Raw genomic sequence first — 19,816 nt, 5'->3', positions numbered from 1 at the left:
ACATCACCCGCCACCAACCCCGCACCCGCCAACGCCCGCCGAATCACCCGCTGCTGCGACGGACCATTCGGCGCCGTCAAACCATTCGACGCACCGTCCTGATTCACCGCACTACCCCGCACCACCGCCAACACCCGATGACCGTTTCGCTCCGCATCCGACAACCGCTCCACCAGCAGCACGCCCGCGCCCTCGGAGAAGCCGGTGCCGTCCGCCGCGGCCGCGAACGCCCTGCAACGACCGTCCTTGGACATGCCGCGCTGCCGCGAGAAACCGACGAAGATACCCGGGTTGGCCATCACGGTCACACCTCCGGCCAGCGCCATCGAGCACTCGCCCAACCGCAGCGCCTGTACGGCCAGATGCAACGCCACCAGCGACGAGGAACACGCCGTATCCACCGCGACCGAGGGGCCCTCGAAACCGAGCGCATAAGACACCCGCCCCGACAGGACGCTCGCCGAGGTGCCCGTTCCCATGACCGCCTCGAGCTCGTCCGGGACCCGCGCTCCGGAGCCGTAGCTGTGGTAAGTCACCCCGGAGAAGACGCCGATGTCCTTGCCCCGCATAGCGGTCGGGTCGACCCCGGCGCGTTCGAACGCCTCCCAGGAGAGTTCGAGCATGATGCGCTGTTGCGGATCCATCGCCAACGCCTCACGCGGCGAGATGCCGAAGAAGCCCGCGTCGAACTCGCCCGCGTCGCGCAGAAAGCCACCCTCGCGGACATAGCTGGTGCCCGGGTGGTCCGGATCCGGGTCGAAGAGGTTCTCCAGATCCCAGCCCCGGTCCTCCGGAAACCCACCGACCGCGTCACCGCCGGACACCACCAGGTCCCACAGCTCCTCCGGCGTGGTCACCCCACCCGGCAACCGGCACGCCATCCCCACGATCGCGATCGGCTCCGACAGGCCGCGACGTATGTCGGCGTTCTCCCGCTCGAGCCGCTCGTTCTCCATGAGCGTGACACGCAGCGCTTCGACGACCTTCGCTTCGGGAGTGGTCATCCCGGCCTCCGCATTCCGAACCGACATTACTTTCCGGCCTTGCTCATGGCTCGTTGCACCAGACTGGCGACATCCATATCGGCGATCGCGGCGGCCGGTTGCTCCTCCGCCGACTGCCCGTCCACCTGCTGCCCCGCCTCGGGGTCCTGGACCAGTGCCAGGAGGGTGTCGAGGATGCCCAGCTCCTCGAAGCGGCTCAGCGGTGTGCTGGCCAACGCGCGGCGCAGATCCTCCTCCCTCCCAGCCTGGTTCTGCTCAGGTGGGGCATCCGGGCAGAGCTTCGTCCGCAAGTGGCGCATCAGGGCGGTGGGCGTCGGATAGTCGAAGACCAGCGTGGCCGGGAGCCGTATCCCGGTGTGGTTGGCCAGCCGATTGCGCAGTTCCACCGCTGTGAGGGAGTCGAAGCCGATTTCGTTGAACGCCAGGTCCGGCCCGATGGCGTGGGCGGAGGCGTGGCCCAGTACCCGAGCCGCCTCCCGGCAGACCAGGCCGAGCAGAATCTGCTCCTGCTCCTCGGGCGTGGCCCTGGTCAGGCGCTGGGTGAAGGCGTCCAGGTCGGCGGCCGTCCGCGCAATGCGCCGACTCTGCCGGACGAGGCCACGGAGCAACGGTGGCACTGGTCCGGTGGCGGCGGCCTGAGTCCGCAGTGCGCCCAGGTCCAGTTTCATCGGAAGCACCACCGGCTGGGGCATGCGCAATGCGGTGTCGAACAGTGCTCCGCCTTCGCCCTCCGACAGCCCGGCCACTCCCCCGCGCGCCATGCGCCGTTGGTCGGCGTCGGTGAGATGGCCGGTCAGACCGACCCCCGCACCCTGTGCCCACAGCCCCCAGCCCAAGGAAATGCCCGGAAGCCCCGCGGCGCGGCGCCGATGTGCCAAGGCGTCCAGGAAGGCGTTGGCCGCCACATAGCTCCCCTGCCCCGAGCTGCCGAGCGTCCCCGCGGCCGAGGAGAACAGGACGAAGGCCGCCAGATCCAGGTGCCGGGTCAGCTCGTGCAGATGGAGTGCGGCGTCCACCTTCGGGGCGAGGACCGTGTCCAGCCGTTCCCTGGTCAAGGCGGTGATCACACCGTCGTCCAGCGCTCCTGCGCTGTGCACCACGGCGGTCAGCGGCGCGTCCTGGGGCAGTGAGGACAGCAGCTCGGCCAGGGCGTCGCGATCTGCCACATCGCAGGCGGCGATCCGTACTCGTGCGCCGAGTGAGGTCAGTTCCCGCTCCAGCTCGGCGGCGCCGGCGGCCTGGGGGCCGCTCCGGCTGGTCAGCACCAGATTCCGTACGCCATGCTCGGTCACCAGGCGCCGGGCGGCCACCTTGCCCAGCGATCCGGTGCCACCCGTGATGAGCACGGTGCCGTCCGGGTCCAGTCGGCGCGGCAGGGTGAACACGTTCTTGCCGATGTGCTGCGCCTGGCTCATGAAGCGGAAGGCGGCCGGAGCGCGCCGGATGTCCCATACGGTCACCGGTGGCGGGGTCAGCGCCCCCTTCTCGAAGAGGTCGACCAGCTCGGTCAGCATCCGCTGGATGCGCTCGCCACCGGCCTCGGCCAGGTCAAACGCCCGATAGGCCACGCCGGGGTGCTGAATGCCCACCTCTTCGGCGTCCCGGATATCGCTCTTGCCCATCTCGATGAACCGGCCGCCCCTGGGCAGCAGCCGGAGTGAGGCGTCCACGAAGTCTCCGGCGAGGGCGTCCAGCACCACATCGAAGCCACGGCCGCCGGTCATCTCGAGAAGCCGCTGCTCGAACTCCAGCGTCCGGGAGTTGGCCAGCCGTCCGTCCGGGACACCGGCGGTACGCGCCGCGTCCCACTTGGCCGGGCTGGCGGTGCCGTAGACCTCGGCGCCCCAATGCCGCGCCAGTTGCACCGCGGCCATGCCCACGCCACCGGCGGCCGCATGGATGAGGACCGACTCCCCGCGCTCCAGCCGTGCCAGGTCCCGCAGCCCGAAGTAGGCGGTGAGGAAGACGCAGGGGACCGCGGCCGCCTGCTCGAATGACCACCCCTCGGGCATGTGGACGAGAGTGAGGCAGTCGGCGACGGCGAGGGGGCCGCCCGCTCCCTCGAAGAGCCCCATGACCCGGTCACCCGGAGAGAAGCGGGTGACACCCGGGCCGACCTCCGTGACCACACCCGCGCCCTCGTTGCCGATGCTGATCTCGCCGGGGTACATGCCCAGCGCCATCAGCACATCGCGGAAGTTGAGCCCCGCGGCACGTGTCTCGATCCGGACATGGCCCGGGGGCAGTGGCGCCAGTGCCCTCGGCGACGGCAGCAGCGCCAGGCCCTCCAGCGTTCCCGGGCCGCGGGTGCCCAGCTGCCACGCGGGTTCTCCTTCGGGCGTCACGAGTGCCTCGTCGGCCGTCGCTCGGGTCAGACGGCGTTGGTGGCAGACGCCTTCGCGCAGTGCGATCTGTGGTTCGTCTCCGGCGAGCAGGACGGGCAGAAGGGTGGGCAGGGCCTCCGTGGAGGCCGGTGTGTCGTCCACGTCGAGGAGCAGGATCCGCCCGGGGTTCTCCGACTGCGCGGTGGCGACCAGCCCCCAGGCCGCGGCGGCCGCCGGATCGACCGGATCGGTGTCGCGGACTCCTGCCGCGCGCCGTGTCAGCACCAGCAGACGTGTGTCCTCCAGCATGGGCTGGGTCAGCCACGTCCGCAGCACGTCCAGCACTTGGCCCGTCAGCTCATGCGCGCGGGCCGCGCTGCGGTCGTCGCTTACGGCACCGTCGGGGCCGATCTCGTACCGCAACACCGGCGGCGCCCCGGCCGACGTGTCGGCTCGGGTGGCCAACTGCCGTACGTCCTGTGCGGTGCGTACGGAGACGGTCTCCAGTGGTACGTCGTCGGCGTCGACCCTCAGTTGCTCCCACCCTACGAGGAACATCCGGTCGGTAGAGGTCCGTGTGACGGCGCCCAGCGGCGCCGCCGGCATCGGCCGCGACACCAACGACTCGACCACCGCCACCGCCACCCCGCTCGGATCGGCCAGCCGAAGGCCCACCCCTTCCTTGCCGTTGGGTGTGATACGTACGCGCAGTGCCGAAGCCCCGGAAGCGTGCAGGGACACTCCCCGATAGGCGAACGGCAGGGTGGGCCCTGCCTGGTCATCGGTACGGCCGCGGAACGCGGTGGCGTGCAGGGCCGCGTCGAGCAGTGCGGGGTGCAGCCCGAACGCGGTGGCTTCGGCCGACAGCTCCTCGGGCAGGGCCACCTCGGCGTAGATCTCGTCGCCCCGCGTCCACGCGGCTCGCAGACCACGGAAGGCGGGGCCGTATCCGTAACCGCTCGCCTCCAGTTCCTCATAGATGCCGCGCACCCGCTCCTCCGGGACCGCCACCGCCCCGGTGGGAGGCCACTGCGTCAGGTCCGCGTCCAGCTCAACGGGGGTGTCCTGGGCAAGGGTGCCGCTGATGTGGCGGGTCCAGGGGGTGTCGATGCCGCCGTCCTGGCCGCGTGAGTGCACTGCCACCGGGCGTCGGCCGGATTCGTCCGCCGCGCCGACACTCACCCGCACCTGAACACCGTCGCGCTCGGACAGGGTGAGCGGTGCTTCGACGACGAGCTCTTCGACGACACCACAGCCGACCTCGTCACCGGCGCGCACCGCCAGCTCCACGAACGCCGCCCCGGGCAGCAGCACCGTGCCCGCCGCCGCGTGGTCGCCCAGCCACGGATGCGTACGCAACGACAGGCGCGAGGTGAACAGCAAGCCCCCCGACTCGGGCAGTTCGGTCATGGCGCCCAGCAGTGGGTGGTCGGCCCGCGCAAGCCCCAGCGCGGTCGCGTCCACCGATCCGCCTCGCCGTCCCAGCCAGTAGTGCTGGTGTTGGAAGGCGTAGGTGGGCAGATCCAGCGCGGTGTGCGCGGGGACGTTGCCGAGCAGAGCGGTCCAGTCGACGGGGACACCCCGTACGTACACCTCGGCCAGGGAGGCGAGCACACGGCGCATACCACCCTCGTCCCGCCGCAGCGTCCCGGTCACCACAACCGGCCCGGCATCCGCTCGCTCCGCCGCCGCCTCGATACTCATCGTCAGCACCGGATGCGCACTCACCTCAACAAACGCCGCAAAGCCTTCCCCGATCAACTGATCGACCGACGGGGCGAACCGCACCGTGCTCCGCAGATTCCGATACCAGTACCCGGCATCCAACTCGACCGTATCCACCCACCCCGCCTCCACCGTGGAGAAGAACGGAATACCTGAGGACACCGGCCGAACCTGCGACAACGACCGCGCCAACTCCTCCTCAACCACCTCCACCTGCGCCGTATGCGAGGCATAGTCCACATCGACCCACCGCACCCGCACCCCCGCACCCTCACACTCCCCCACCAACTCCCGCAACGCCTCCGACTCACCAGCCACCACCACCGACAACGGCCCATTCACCGCCGCCACCTCAACCCGACCCACCCAACGGGACACCAACAACTCCGCCTCCCCCACCCCCACACCCAACGACACCATCCCACCCCCACCCGACAACCCCGCAGCAATCGCCCGACTACGCAACACCACCACCCGCGCCGCATCCTCCAACGACAACCCACCCGCCACACACGCCGCCGCAATCTCCCCCTGCGAATGACCCACCACCGCAGACGGCACCACATCAGCCGCCAACCACACCCGCGCCAACCCCACCATCACCGCAAACGACACCGGCTGCACCACATCCACCCGCTCCAACAACACACCACCCCCCACACCCCGCACCACATCCACCAACGACCACCCCGTCAACGGATCCAACACCCCCGCACACTCAGCCAAACACTCCGCAAACACCACACTCGACTCCAACAACTCCGCACCCATCCCCACCCACTGCGCCCCCTGACCAGGAAAAACAAACACCACCCGGCCCTGAGCGTCCGCACGTCCCACCACATCACCACCGGCCACCTCACCCCCGGCCACAGCCTCCAACCCCGCCAACGCCTCACTCCGATCCCCCGCCACCACCACCGCACGATCCGACAACCCCGCCCGCGACGCCGCCAAGGAACGTGCCAGATGGCCCAGTTCCACTTCCGGCCGTCGCTCCGCAAAGTCCAGTAGCCGCCGCGCCTGCCCCCGCAACCCCGCCCCATCAGAGCCCGAAACGACCAACGGCACCACACCACCCGGAGCCTCCGACACCACCCCGGTCACCACTTCCGGAGCCTCCTCCAAAATCACATGCGCATTCGTCCCACTCACCCCAAACCCCGACACCCCCACCCGACGCGGACGCCCCACCTCAGGCCACACCCGCTCCTCAGCCAGCAACTCCACCGCACCCGCCGACCAATCCACCTGCGGCGAAGGCTCATCCACATGCAAGGTCTTCGGCAACACCCCATGCCGCAACGCCAGCACCATCTTGATCACACCAACCACACCCGCAGCCGCCTGCGCATGACCGATATTCGACTTCAACGATCCCAACCACAACGGACGCCCCTTAGGCCGATCCTGACCGTAGGTCGCCATCAGGGCCTGGACCTCGATCGGATCACCCAGCGTGGTGCCCGTGCCGTGGCCCTCCACGGCGTCCACATCGCCCGCCACCAGCCCCGCACCCGCCAACGCCTGCTGAATCACCCGCTGCTGCGACGGACCATTCGGCGCCGTCAAACCGTTCGACGCACCATCCTGATTCACCGCACTGCCACGCACCACCGCCAACACCCGATGCCCACGCCGCTCCGCATCCGACAACCGCTCCAAAACCACCACACCCACACCCTCGGCCCACCCCGTACCATCCGCCGACGCCGCGAACGACTTACAGCGGCCGTCTTCAGCCATGCCGCGCTGCCGCGAGAAGCCGACGAAGGCGCTGGGGGTGGACATGACGGTGGCCCCTCCGGCCAGGGCCATCGAGCACTCGCCGGAGCGCAGCGCCTGCGCGGCCAGGTGCAGGCCCACCAGTGAGGAGGAACATGCCGTGTCGATCGTCATCGCCGGGCCCTCGAACCCCAGCTCATAGGCGACCCGACCGGTTAGCACGCTCGCCGAGCTGCCCGTCATCAGATAGCCCTCGACGCCCTCGGGGACCGTGTCCACGTCCGTGGCGTAGTCCTGGTTGAGGGTGCCGAAGTAGACACCGACGTCCTTGCCACGCAGGGCCGTCGGATCGATTCCGGCGCGCTCCAACGCCTCCCATGACGTCTCCAACAGCAACCGCTGCTGCGGATCCATCGCCAACGCCTCACGCGGCGAGATCCCGAAGAAGCCCGCGTCGAACTCCCCCGCGTCGCGCAGAAAGCCACCCTCGCGGACATAGCTGGTGCCGGGGTGATCCGGATCCGGGTCGAAGAGGTTCTCCAGATCCCAGCCCCGGTCCTCCGGAAACCCACCGACCGCGTCACCGCCGGACATCACCAGGTCCCACAACTCCTCCGGCGTGGTCACCCCACCCGGCAACCGGCACGCCATCCCCACGATCGCGATCGGCTCCGACCGCGCGGCCTCGATCTCAGTGAGCCGCTGTCGCGCCTGGTGCAGATCGGCGGTCACCCGCTTGAGGTACCGGACCAGCTTCTCGTCGTTCTCCACCGGAGGTCACCTTCCCCTTCACTCGTAGGCGCGGTCGGAATCCGCCGGGTCCACGATTCCGAACTCGTCGTCGATGAAGGCCAGTACGTCGTCGACCGACGCCGCCTCGAGCGTCGCTTCGATGTCGGCGCCTCCGGCCGGCCCCGGGGCATCGGTGCTGAGCTTGGCCGCCAGAGCCCGGAGCCGGACGGCGGCACCCGTGTTCTTGGCACCGTCCGGTGGCCGGGCGGCCACCAGTTCCTCGAGCCTCGCCACTTCGGCCAGCACCGGGTCCTGCGTGGCCTCGGCGCCCAGGCGGGTGTCCAGATGGTCCGCCAGAGCCAGGGGGGTGGGGAAGTCGAAGGCGAACGTGGCGGGGAGTCGCAGCCCGGTACGGGCGAGCAGCCGGTCCCGTAGCTCGATCGCCGTGAGCGAGTCGAAGCCGACGTCGGTGAAGGCTGCCTCGGCGCCGATACGGCCGACCGTGGCGTAACCGAGCACATGGGCCGCCTCCTGCCGGACCAGGTCGAGCAGGATCGCCTGCCGGTCCGTGGGACCCGCCCCGGCCAGTCGTGCGGTGAGCGCGTCGGCGTCGTGCGCATGCGCCGACTGGGCCTTCTGCCGGATCCGCCGGGGCTGGGGGACCAGCCCGCGCAGCAGTGGCGGCACCGCCCCGGTGGCGGCCTGGGCCCGCAGTGCGCCCAGGTCCAGCTTGATGGGGAGAACCGTGGGTTCACCCGTGCGCAGCGCGGTGTCGAAGAGCTCCATGCCCTCGGCCGAGGTCAGCGCGGCGAGTCCGTCACGTGCCAGTCGGCGGTGGTCGGTGTCGCCGAGCTGGGCGGTCATCCCCGCGTCCTGGGACCACATGCCCCAGCCGAGGGAGATCGCCGGAAGCCCTTGGGCGGTCCGGTGCTGTGCCAGCGCGTCGAGGTAGGCGTTGGCGGCGGCGTAGTTGCCCTGGCCGGAGCTGCCGAAGGTGCCCGCGGCGGAGGAGAAGAGGACGAAGGCGGAGAGGTCCAGGTCCCGGGTCAGCTCATGCAGATGGAGCGCCCCGTCCACCTTCGGCCGGAACACCGCATCCATACGCTCCGGAGTCAACGCCGTCAGCACACCGTCATCCAGAACACCCGCCGTATGCACCACCGCCGACAGCGGAGCATCCTCCGGAACGGCATCCACCAGCCCGGCCACCTCATCACGGTCGGCCACATCACACGCGACAATCCGTATCCGCGCCCCTGCCCTGACCAGCTCCGCCTCCAACTCGGCGGCACCGACAGCCTCGGGCCCACTCCGACTCGCCAACACCAGACTCCGCACCCCATGCACGGCCACCAGATGCCGCGCCACCACCGCACCCAACGCCCCCGTACCACCCGTGACCAACACCGTCCCACCCACGTCCATACCGCCCGGTTCGGCCTCGGGCGGTTCCACCACACGAGTGAGCCGCCGCAGGAAGCACGCTCCGGCGCGGACCGCGGCCTGGGTCTCGTCGGCGGCGAAGAGGGCGGGGACGAGGGTGCTCAGCGTCGCGTACGAGGACGGCTCGTTGTCGACGTCCAGCAGTAGGATCCGGCCGGTGTTCTCCGACTGCGCGGTGCCGACCAGCCCCCATACGGCGGCAATGGCGGGGTCGACCGGCTCGCCCGGACCGACGGCGACCGCGCCCGTCGTCAGCACGACCATCCGCGTGCTGTCCAGCGCCGGTTCGGTCGACCACGCCTGGACGACTTCCAGTACGCGGCTGGTCAGCTCGCGCACACTTCCGGTCTCGGCCACCTCGACCGTCACGGCGTCGAACCGGTCACCTCGCCCGGCCAGCGCGCGCACATCCTCGGCCGTGGCCACTCGCACCGCGCCCAGTGGGGCGCCATCCGGCGTCAGCGCCGTCTCCTCCCATCCCGGGCGGAGCAGACGGTCATGTGTCGAGGCGGTCTTGAACTGCCCGGGGTCGACCGGGCGGGACACCATCGAACCCACCGAAGCCACCGGGGCGCCGGTCTCATCGGCCAACTCCAGTGTCAGAGTGTCCTCTCCGACGGGGAGCACCCGTACCCGTAAGGCCGTGGCACCCGTGGCGTACAACGCCACATCGCGCCAGACGAAGGGCAACGCTGTCCGCTGGTCGGCACGCTCCGCACGGTGCTGGAACGCGGCGGCGTGCAGGGCCGCGTCGAGGAGTGCCGGGTGCAGTCCGAACCCTGCCGACCGGGCCCGATGCTCCTCCGGCAGAGCCACTTCCGCGTACACCGCGCCATCCAGCCGCCAGGCCGCCCGCACCCCCTGGAACACCGGCCCATACCGATACCCAGCCCGTTCCAGACCGTCGTACAGGCCCTCCATCTCCACCAGGTCCACCGCCACCGCACCCACCGGAGGCCACACCGACAACCCCACATCAGAAGCGGAGACCCCCGCCGCAGGACGCAACGTCCCGCTCGCATGCCGCACCCACGCGGCACCCACGCCCGCGCCCTCCGCCCGCGAATACACCCGCACCACACGCCGACCACCCTCATCGGCCTCCGCCACACTCACCCGCACCTGAACCGCCCCGCCCTCCGCCAACACCAGCGGAGCCTCCATCACCAGCTCCTCCACCCCGCCACAACCGACCTCATCACCGGCCCGCACCACCAACTCCACAAACGCCGCACCCGGCAACAACACCGCACCCGCGGCCACATGATCAGCCAGCCACGGATGAGACCCCAACGACAACCGCGAGGTGAACAACACCTCACCCGACCCCGGCACCTCCATCACCGCACCCAACAACGGATGTCCGACGCCCACCAACCCCGCGGACGCCACATCACCCACCCCCCGCCGCTCCCCCACCAGCCAGTAGTGCTCCCGCTGGAAGGCATACGTCGGCAGATCGACCGAACCGGTACCCCTTCCGCCCAGCACGGTCGGCCAGTCCACATGCACACCACGCGTATGGCAGGTGGCCAGGGCCGTGACAAGGGCGCGGGTCTCGTCGCCCTCCCGACGGAGGGCCGGTACGAATGCGGCCTGCCCGTCGTCCAGGCACTCGCGGCCCATCGCGGACAGCGTGCCATCGGGACCCAGTTCCAGATACGTACTCACCCCGTACTCGGCAAGCGCCCGCACACCATCCGCGAACCGCACCGCCGAACGCACATGCTCCACCCAGTACTCGGGGGAACACACCGCCTCCGCATCCACCAACTCCCCGGTTGCGTTCGACACCAGAGGAATCTCGGGAGCGGCGAACGACAAACCCTCAACCACCCGCCGGAACTCCTTCAGCATGGGCTCCATACGTGCGGAGTGGAACGCGTGCGAGACCGCCAAACGCCTCGTCCGACACCCCTGCCCCGACAACTCCTCCGCCACCCGCAGCACCGGCTCCTCATCACCGGAGAGCACAACCGCCGCAGGACCATTCACCACCGCGATATCCACCCCCGCCACCAACAGCGGACGCACCCGCTCCTCACCCGCGCCCACCGCCACCATCGCCCCACCCTCCGGCAACGCCTCCATCAACCGACCCCGCGCCGCCACCAACACCGCCGCATCCTCCAACGACAACACACCCGCCACATACGCCGCCGTCACCTCACCCACCGAATGCCCACCCACCACATCCGGCACCACACCCCACGACTCCACCAACCGGAACAACGCCGCCTCCACCGCGAACAACCCCGCCTGCGCAAACACCGTCCGCTCCAGCAACTCACCATCCCCGAACACCACCTCCCGCACCGAACCGGACACCCCACCCGCACCCAACTCCCGGTCCAACACCTCACACACCCCATCGAAGGCCGCCCGGAACACCGGAAACACCTCATACAACCCACGCCCCATCCCCACCCGCTGACACCCCTGACCAGCGAACAACACCCCCAACCGACCACGCACCACCGAACCCGACACCACCCCCACACCCGACCCACCCCGCACCACCACACCCAACCCCGCCAACGCCTCCTCACGATCCCCCGCCACCACCACCGCACGATCCGACAACCCCGCCCGACCACAACCCAACGCGACACCCAGCTCCGTCACCCCCACCTCCGGGTGGCCTTCGGCGAAGTCCAGCAGCCGACGCGCCTGGGCCCGCAACCCCGCATCACCTCGTCCCGACACCACCAACGGCACCACCAACGGCACCACACCACCATCCGCAGCCTCCGGCACCACCTCGACGGCCACTTCCGGAGCCTGTTCCAGAATCACGTGAGCGTTCGTCCCGCTGACCCCGAACCCCGACACCCCCGCCCGGCGCGGACGCCCCACCTCCGGCCAAGCCCGCCCCTCGGTCAGCAGCGCCACCGCACCCGACGACCAATCCACCCGCGGCGATGGCTCATCCACATGCAATGTCCTCGGCAACGTCCCATGTCGCAGCGCCATCACCATCTTGATGACCCCGGCCACCCCCGCCGCGCCCTGGGTATGGCCGATGTTGGACTTGAGCGAGCCCAGCCACAGCGGACGGTCCTCCGGTCGCCCCTGGCCGTACGTGGCCAGCAGCGCCTGTGCCTCGATCGGGTCACCCAGCGCGGTACCCGTCCCATGCGCCTCCACCGCGTCCACTTCGGACGGGCTGAGTCGCGCATGGGCCAGCGCCTGCCGGATGACACGCTGCTGCGACGGACCATTCGGGGCGGTCAACCCATTCGACGCACCGTCCTGGTTCACCGCACTGCCCCGCACCACCGCCAACACCCGATGGCCGTTTCGCTCCGCGTCCGACAGCCGCTCCAGCAGCAGCACTCCCGCGCCCTCGGAGAAGCCGGTGCCGTCCGCCGCCGCCGCGAACGCCTTGCAGCGGGCGTCGGCGGCGAGTCCGCGCTGGCGTGAGAAGCCGATGAACGCCCGGGGTGTGCCCAGGACGGTGACGCCACCGGCCAGCGCCATCGAGCAGTCCCCCGCCCGGAGGGCGCGCGCCGCCAGGTGGAGCGCCACCAGGGACGCGGAACACGCGGTGTCGACCGTGACGGCGGGGCCCTCGAACCCGAAGGTGTAGGAGATCCGGCCGGAGAGCACACTTCCGGCGTCGGAGGTCATCAGATAGCTCTCCAGGGCCTCGGGCAGCTCCGGCAGCCCGGCCCCGTAATCGCTGCCCGCGAACCCGGAGAAGACGCCGACGTCCTTGCCGCGCCACGTGGTCGGGTCGATCCCCGCCCGTTCGAACGCCTCCCAGGAGAGCTCGAGCATGATGCGCTGCTGCGGATCCATCGTGACCGCCTCGCGCGGGGAGATCCCGAAGAAGCCCGCGTCGAACTCCCCGGCGTCGTGCAGAAATCCGCCCTCGCGGACATAGCTGGTGCCCCGGTGGTCGGGGTCCGGATGAAACAGGTCTCCCAAATCCCAGCCACGGTTCACGGGGAAGCCGGTGATCCCGTCCCGCCCGTGCAGCACCAGCTCCCACAGCTGCTCCGGGGACGACACCCCGCCCGGAAGCCGGCAGGCCATCGCGACGATCGCGATCGGCTCCGTCTTCTCGGCCTCCAGCTCGCGGACCCGCTTCTGGGAGCGGCGGGCGTCCGCCAGTACGCGCTTGAGGTAGTCGCGCAGCTTCCCGTCATCTGCCATGGGTGTTCACTCCCGAAGGAAACGGTGGCGTCTGCTGGAGGGTCGGCGGCGTGTGGTGTGTCGTCGCGCGGGGCCGGGCGGTCACGAGGTGCCGAACTCCCGGTCGATGAGCTCGAACATGGCCTCGTCGGTCGCGGTGTCCACGTCGAACTCCTCGTCCTGGTCGGTGGTCGTGGCGCCTGCCGCGGTCTCCCACTGCTCGACCAGCAGGTGGAGGCGGGCCAGCACCGTGGCGTGGGTCGTGGCGTCGGGGGACACCCCGGCAAGGGTCGTGGCCACGGTGTCGAGCTCGGCCATCAGCACCTCCGAGGTGTCGACCTCCTGGCCCAGTTCGGCCAGGAGGTAGCGGGCGAGGGACGCGGGGGCGGGGTGGTCGAAGATGAGCGTGGCGGGCAGCCGTACTCCGGCCCGTCGGGAGAGCCGGTTGCGCAGTTCCACGGCGGTGAGCGAGTCGAAGCCGATCTCCTTGAAGGGCTGGTCGGGCTCGATCAGGTCGGCCGAGGCATGGCCGAGTACGGCGGCGGCTTCCTGCTGGACCAGGTCGAGCAGAATCTTCTCCTGCTGGCCGGCGGTTACCCTGGCCAGCCTGCTCACCAGGTCGTCCGTGTCCGCCGCCGTGTTGTCGACGGCCCGGCGCGGAGTACGGACGAGGGCGCGCAGCAGTGCGGGCAGCGAGCCGGAGGCGGCCAGGGTGCGCAGGGCGGCGAAGTCCATATGGGCGGGGACGAGTACGGTGTCCGGGCCGCGCAGCGCGGTGTCGAACAGCTCCATGCCCTCGGGTACGGAGAGTGCGAGCATGCCGCCCTGGGCCATGCGCCGCTGGTCGGAGTCGTCCAGGTGTGCGCTCATGTCGGTGACCTGCCCCCACAGGCCCCAGGCGAGGGAGGTGGCGGGCAGCCCCCTGGCGTGGCGGTAGCGGGCGAGCGCGTCGAGGAAGGCGTTGGCGGCGGAGTAGTTGCCCTGGCCCGGGGAGTCGAAGGTGCCCGCCCCGGAGGAGAAGAGGACGAACGCGGCGAGGTCGAGGTGGCGGGTCAGCTCGTGCAGGTTGAGCACGGCGTCCACCTTGGGGCGGAACACCGTGTCCAGACGTTCCGGGGTCAGGGTGGTGATCACGCCGTCGTCCAGCAGTCCGGCGGTGTGCACCACGGCGGTCAGCGGGGTGTCCTCGGGGATCGAGCCGAGCAGTGCGGCCACCGCCTCGCGGTCGGCGAGGTCGCAGGCCACCGTGCGCACGGTGGCGCCCAGCGCGCTGAGCTCGTCCTCCAGCTCGGGGATCCCCGTGGCGTCCCTGCCACGCCGTCCGGCCAGGACGACGTTGCGCATTCCGTGTTCGGTGACCATGCGCCGGGTCACCAGGCGGCCCAGCGAGCCGGTGCCACCGGTGACCAGGAGGGTGCCGGTGGCGTCGGGGGTGCGGGGCAGGGTGAACACGTTCTTGCCGATGTGCCGTCCCTGGCTCATGTGGCGGAAGGCGGCCGGGGCGTGGCGTACGTCCCAGGTGTTCAGCGGCAGCGGGTGCAGCGCTCCTCGGTCGAACAGCTCGACCAGTTCGCTCAGCATCTCCCCGATGCGGTCGTTGCCCGCCTCGTAGAGGGAGAACGCCTGGTAGGAGACGCCGGGATGGGTGGTTGCGACCTCCTCGGGGCTCCGCAGGTCGGCCTTGCCCATCTCCAGGAACCGGCCTCCTCGGGGCAGCAGCCGCAGTGAGGCGTCCACGAACTCCCCGGCGAGGCTGTCCAGCACCACATCGACGCCCCGACCCTGGGTGGCGTCCAGGAAGTGGGGCTCGAAGTCCACGGTGCGCGAGTTGCCGAGCCGGTCCGCGCTGATTCCGGTGGCGCGTACGGCGTCCCATTTGGCGGGGGCGGCGGTGGCGAACACCTCGGCGCCCCAGTGCCGGGCGAGCTGCGCGGCGGCCATGCCGACCCCGCCGGCGGCGGCGTGGATCAGTACCGACTCACCGGATCGCAGACCGGCGAGGTCGCGCAGCCCGTAGTAGGCGGTGAGGAAGGCCATCGGCACGGTGGCGGCCTGCTGGAAGGACCAGCCGTGCGGGATCCTGACCACAGTGCGGTGGTCGGCCACGGCCAGCGGGCCGACGGCGTCGGGGAACAGTCCCATCACCCGGTCGCCGACGGTGAGCCCGGCCGCTCCGGGGCCGATCTCGGTGACCACCCCGGAGCCTTCGTTGCCGATGGTGGCGTCGACCCGGTTCATGTCCAGCGCCACCAGGACGTCCAGGAAGTTCAGCCCCGCCGCCCGGACCTCGATCCGGACCTGACCGGCCGCCAGGGGTTCCAGCGGGGCGGATGCGGGGCGCAGCGCCAGACCTTCGAGGGTGCCGTCAGGGCCGGGCTCCAGCCGCCAGGCCGCCGCGCCCGAGGGTGGGGCCAGCGCGCCGGTGGTGTCCGCGCGGGTGAGGCGTCGGGCGTAGCGGATGCCGTCACGCAGGGCGAGTTGCGGCTCTCCAACGGTGAACGCGCCGGGCAGCAGGGCCAGGGATGCCTGGGCCCGGTCGGTGTCCACCAGGGTGATCCGTCCGGGGTTCTCGGCCTGGGCGGACCGGAGCAGACCGCATACGGCGGCGGCGGTGGGGTCGGTGAGCTCGCGGTCGTGGTGCACGGCCACCGCACCGTGGGTGAGTGCGAGCAGCGGGGTGTCGTCGAGTTCGGGTGCGGCCAGCCAGGTCTGCAGCAGTTCCAGTACCCGGCCGGTCACCTCCCGTACACCGCTCGCGCTCGGCTCCTGGCCGTCGGCGGCCAGGTCCAGCAACAGCGCGTCGGGCACGCCCAGGTCGGCCGTCTCGGCCAGTTCGCGGATGTCCTCGGCGGTCGCCACCGGTACGGGGTGGAGGGGGTCCGGTGCGATGTCGGCCGAAGGCCCCGGGAGCTCGTCCCAGCCGACGCGGAACATCCACTCCCGGGCGGGGCTGGTGCCGGTGTCCAGCAGTTCGGTGGCCACCGGCCGGGACACCACGGACCCGACGGTGGCGACGGCCGCGCCGCCGGTGTCCGCCAGTTGAAGCGCCACTTCCTCGGGGCCGTTCGGTGCGATGTGGACGCGTAGCGCGGACGCACCGGCGGCGTGCAGGGCGACATCGCGGTAGGCGAACGGCAGCGCCAGCGTGGCCTGGGCGGCGCCGAGTTCGCGGAAGGCGATCGCGTGCATGGCGGAGTCCAGCAGCACCGGGTGCAGGCCGAAGCCGTCCGCCGAGAGCCCCTGGTCGTCGGCCAGCGCGACCTCGGCGAACACCTCCTCGCCGCGGGTCCACACCGCGCGCAGCCCCCGGAAGGCCGGTCCGTAGCCGTAACCGGCGGCGGCCATGTCCTCGTACGCCTCGGACACCCGCTCGGTGTCCACCGCGACCGCCCCGGCCGGTGGCCACTGGGCGAGGCCGGTGTCGGGTGGGGTGGCGACGGCGGCCGGGGCCAGGACACCGGTGGCGTGCCGTGTCCAGGCCGCCCCCGGTCCGCTTCCCTCCGCGCGGGAGCGCACGGAGAGCGGGCGCCGCCCGGAGTCGCCCGCCTCGCCCACGAACACCTGGAGGCGCGTGCCGTCGTTCTCGGCCAGGGTGAGCGGTGCCTCGATGACGAGCTCTTCGACGACACCGCAGCCCGCCTCGTCACCGGCGCGCACCGCCAGCTCCACGAACGCCGCTCCGGGCAGCAGCACCGTGCCCGCCGCCGCGTGGTCGGCCAGCCAGGGGTGTGTACGCAGCGACAGCCTGGAGGTGAACAACACCCCGCCGGATTCGGGGAATTCGGTGACGGCACCCAGCAGCGGGTGCTGGGCCGATTCGAGGCCCAGCCCGGACGCGTCGCCGAAGGCGTCGGTCGACTCCAGCCAGTAATGGTGCCGTTGGAAGGCGTACGTGGGCAGATCGGTCCGGCGCGGGTCCGAACCGGCGAAAACGGTGGCCCAGTCCACCGGCAGCCCGCCCACATGGCCTTCGGCGAGGGAGGCCAGGAACCGCCGCGCACCGCCCTCGTCGCGCCGCAGGGAGCCCACGGCCACCGCGTCGGCCCCGGCGTCCTCGAACAGCTGCTGCATGGCCGTCACCAGCACGGGATGCGCGCTGGACTCGATGAAGAAGCCGAATCCGTCGGCGAGGAGTTCATGGACTGCGCCCTCGAAGTCGACTGGGTGGCGCGCGTTGCGGAACCAGTACTCGGCGTCCAGTTCGCCGGTGTCCAGCACACCGCCGGTGACCGTCGAGTAGAACGGGATGTGGCCGCGGCGCGGGGTGATGTCGGCGAACATCGCGAGGATTCGGTCCCGCAACGGATCGACCTGGGCGCAGTGCGAGGCCACCGTCGAGCCCACGACCTGCGCCCGGATCCCGTCGGCCTTGCACCCGGCCACGAATTCCTCCAGCGCGGCCACTTCGCCCGCGACGGTCACCGCCGAGGGGCCGTTGCGTCCGGCGATCACCAGTCGCTCGCCCCAGTCCGCCAGCCGCTTCTCCACGGCGTCGGGCGGCACCGCCACGGATGCCACCGCGCCCTTGCCCACCAGCTCCTCGGCGAACAGAGCGCTGCGCAGGACCACGATCCTGGCCGCGTCCTCCAGCGACAGCGCCCCGGCCACGTACGCCGCCGCGATCTCCCCTTGGCTGTGGCCGACCACCGCCGCGGGTTCGACCCCGGCCGCCGCCCACACGGCCGCCAAGGACACATGCACCGCGAACAGCGCGGGTTGCAGGATCTCGATCCGGTCCAGGGAAGGCGCTCCCTCGGCCCCTTTGATCACATCGGTGACGGACCAGTCCAGGAGGCGGCCCAACGCGTCGTCGCATTCGGCGAACCGGCCGGCGAACGCCGGTGCGGAGGTGAGCAGTTCAGCCGCCATTCCCTGCCACTGCGAGCCCTGGCCGGGGAAGACGAAGGCTGTATGCCCGGTGGCCGGACCGGTGCCGCGGATCACATCGGGTGCGGGGGTGTTCCGGGCCAGTGCGGCCAGACCGCGCAGCGCGGCGTCCCGGTCGGTGGCCAGCACCACGCCGCGTTGCTCCAGCGCGGCGCGCCCGGAGGCCAGCGACCAGCCGAGGTCAGGCAGGGCCACGTCGGGGCGTTCGTCCAGGAACGACAGCAGGCGCTGGGCCTGAGCGCGCAGGCCCGACTCGCCCCGCCCGGACACCAGAAGCGGCACCGGGGCATCGCTGAGCACCGGGGCATCGTTGAGCACCGGGGCGCCGTCCGGCACCGGTGGTGACGACGCCGGATCGGTGGCGGCGGCGGTGGTGGTTTCCGCGGTGGCGCCGGTCGCGGGGCCGGGTTCGGCGGGCTGAGGGGCCGGAGCCTCTTCGAGGATCACATGGGCGTTGGTGCCGCTGATGCCGAAGCCCGATACGGCGGCCCGGCGCGGCCGTCCCGTCTCCGGCCACGGCTGTTCGCCGGTCAGGAGTTCCACGGCACCGGCCGACCAGTCCACCTGGGGCGTGGGCGCGTCCACATGCAGCGTCTTCGGCAGTACGTCATGCCGCAGCGCCATCACCATCTTGATCACACCGGCCGCACCGGCGGCGGCCTGGGTGTGACCGATGTTGGACTTCACCGACCCCAGCCACAGCGGGCGGTCGCGGTCCCGGCCGTACGTGGCCAGCAGGGCCTGCGCCTCGATGGGGTCGCCCAGCGCCGTACCCGTGCCGTGTGCCTCCACCACGTCCACATCGGCGCCCGACAGCCGTGCGCTGCTCAGCGCCCGGCGGATGACGCGCCGCTGTGAGGGGCCGTTGGGCGCGGTGAGGCCGTTGGACGCGCCGTCCTGATTCACCGCCGAGCCGCGCACCACCGCCAGTACCGGGTGCCCCGCGTCGACGGCGTCGGACAGGCGCTCCAGCAGAAGCACACCGGCGCCCTCGGAGAACCCGGTGCCGTCCGCCGAGGCCGCGAATGCCTTGCACCGGCCGTCGGGGGCGAGTCCGCGCTGGCGGGAAAAGCCCACGAAGGCGTCGGAGGCCGCCATCACGGTGACGCCACCGGCCAGCGCCATCGAGCACTCCCCTGCCCGCAGCGCCTGCACCGCCAGATGCAGCGCCACCAGCGACGAGGAGCACGCCGTGTCGATCGTCACGGCGGGGCCTTCGAGGCCGAGTGCGTAGGAGACCCGTCCGGACAGCACGCTTCCCGCGCCACCGGTGAGGATGAAACCCTCAAGCCCTTCGGGGACCTCGGCGAGACCGGAGCCGTAGTCGTGGAACGCGATACCGGAGTAGACGCCGACGTCCTTGCCCCGCTTGCTGGTCGGGTCGATCCCGGCGCGCTCGAACACCTCCCAGGACAGCTCCAGCATGATCCGCTGCTGGGGGTCCATCGCCACGGCCTCCCGGGGCGAGATGCCGAAGAAGCCCGCGTCGAACTCACCGGCGTCGTGCAGGAAACCCCCTTCCGTGGCATAGCTGGTGCCCGGGTGGTCCGGATCGGGGTGGAAGAGGTTGTCCAGGTCCCAGCCGCGGTTCACCGGAAAGCCGGAGATGCCGTCACCGCCGGTGGACACCAGTTCCCACAGGTCTTCCGGTGAACTCACCCCGCCCGGCAGCCGGCAGGCCATCCCGACGATGGCGATGGGGGCGGAGGTGGCCGCGACCGCCTTGTCGTACTCGTGCTTCAGCCGGGCGTTGTCCTTCAGCGAGGCGCGCAGGGCGTCGACGATCTGTTCGCTCTGGCTGCTGCTCATGGCTGCCTCCCACCGCGTCGAGTGCGTTCA

4 protein-coding genes are annotated in these 19,816 nt (G+C 71.0%); all 4 read right to left on the bottom strand.

Features of this window, described 5'->3' with window-relative positions; all coding sequences use genetic code 11:
• Positions 1–1,004, bottom strand: a 1,004-nt coding sequence (locus tag J2Z30_RS48740) for a beta-ketoacyl synthase N-terminal-like domain-containing protein (protein ID WP_245389354.1), incomplete at its 3' end; no start/stop codon positions are given.
• 26 nt (positions 1,005–1,030) lie between these two features.
• Positions 1,031–7,549: a type I polyketide synthase gene (locus J2Z30_RS48735; RefSeq protein ID WP_209469181.1), complete on the bottom strand. Its 6,519-nt coding sequence runs from the start codon at positions 7,547–7,549 to the stop codon at positions 1,031–1,033.
• A gap of 18 nt (positions 7,550–7,567) precedes the next feature.
• Positions 7,568–13,111: a type I polyketide synthase gene (locus J2Z30_RS48730; protein ID WP_209469180.1), complete on the bottom strand. Its 5,544-nt coding sequence runs from the start codon at positions 13,109–13,111 to the stop codon at positions 7,568–7,570.
• Between the two features lie 81 nt (positions 13,112–13,192).
• A complete protein-coding gene (locus tag J2Z30_RS48725) occupies positions 13,193–19,786 on the bottom strand; it encodes a type I polyketide synthase (RefSeq protein WP_044579704.1) in 6,594 nt (2,197 codons plus the stop codon).
• Positions 19,787–19,816: the final 30 nt, after the last annotated feature.

The organism is Streptomyces iranensis (assembly GCF_017874715.1).
GTDB classification, from domain to species: domain Bacteria; phylum Actinomycetota; class Actinomycetes; order Streptomycetales; family Streptomycetaceae; genus Streptomyces; species Streptomyces iranensis.
This window is presented reverse-complemented; position numbering and strand designations above follow the sequence as displayed.

Bases quoted from the DNA above. Each gene is read 5' to 3' on its own strand.
- J2Z30_RS48730 (WP_209469180.1), bottom strand. From the start codon at position 13,111: ATGGCAGATGACGGGAAGCTGCGCGACTACCTCAAGCGCGTACTGGCG.
- J2Z30_RS48725 (WP_044579704.1), bottom strand. From the start codon at position 19,786: ATGAGCAGCAGCCAGAGCGAACAGATCGTCGACGCCCTGCGCGCCTCG.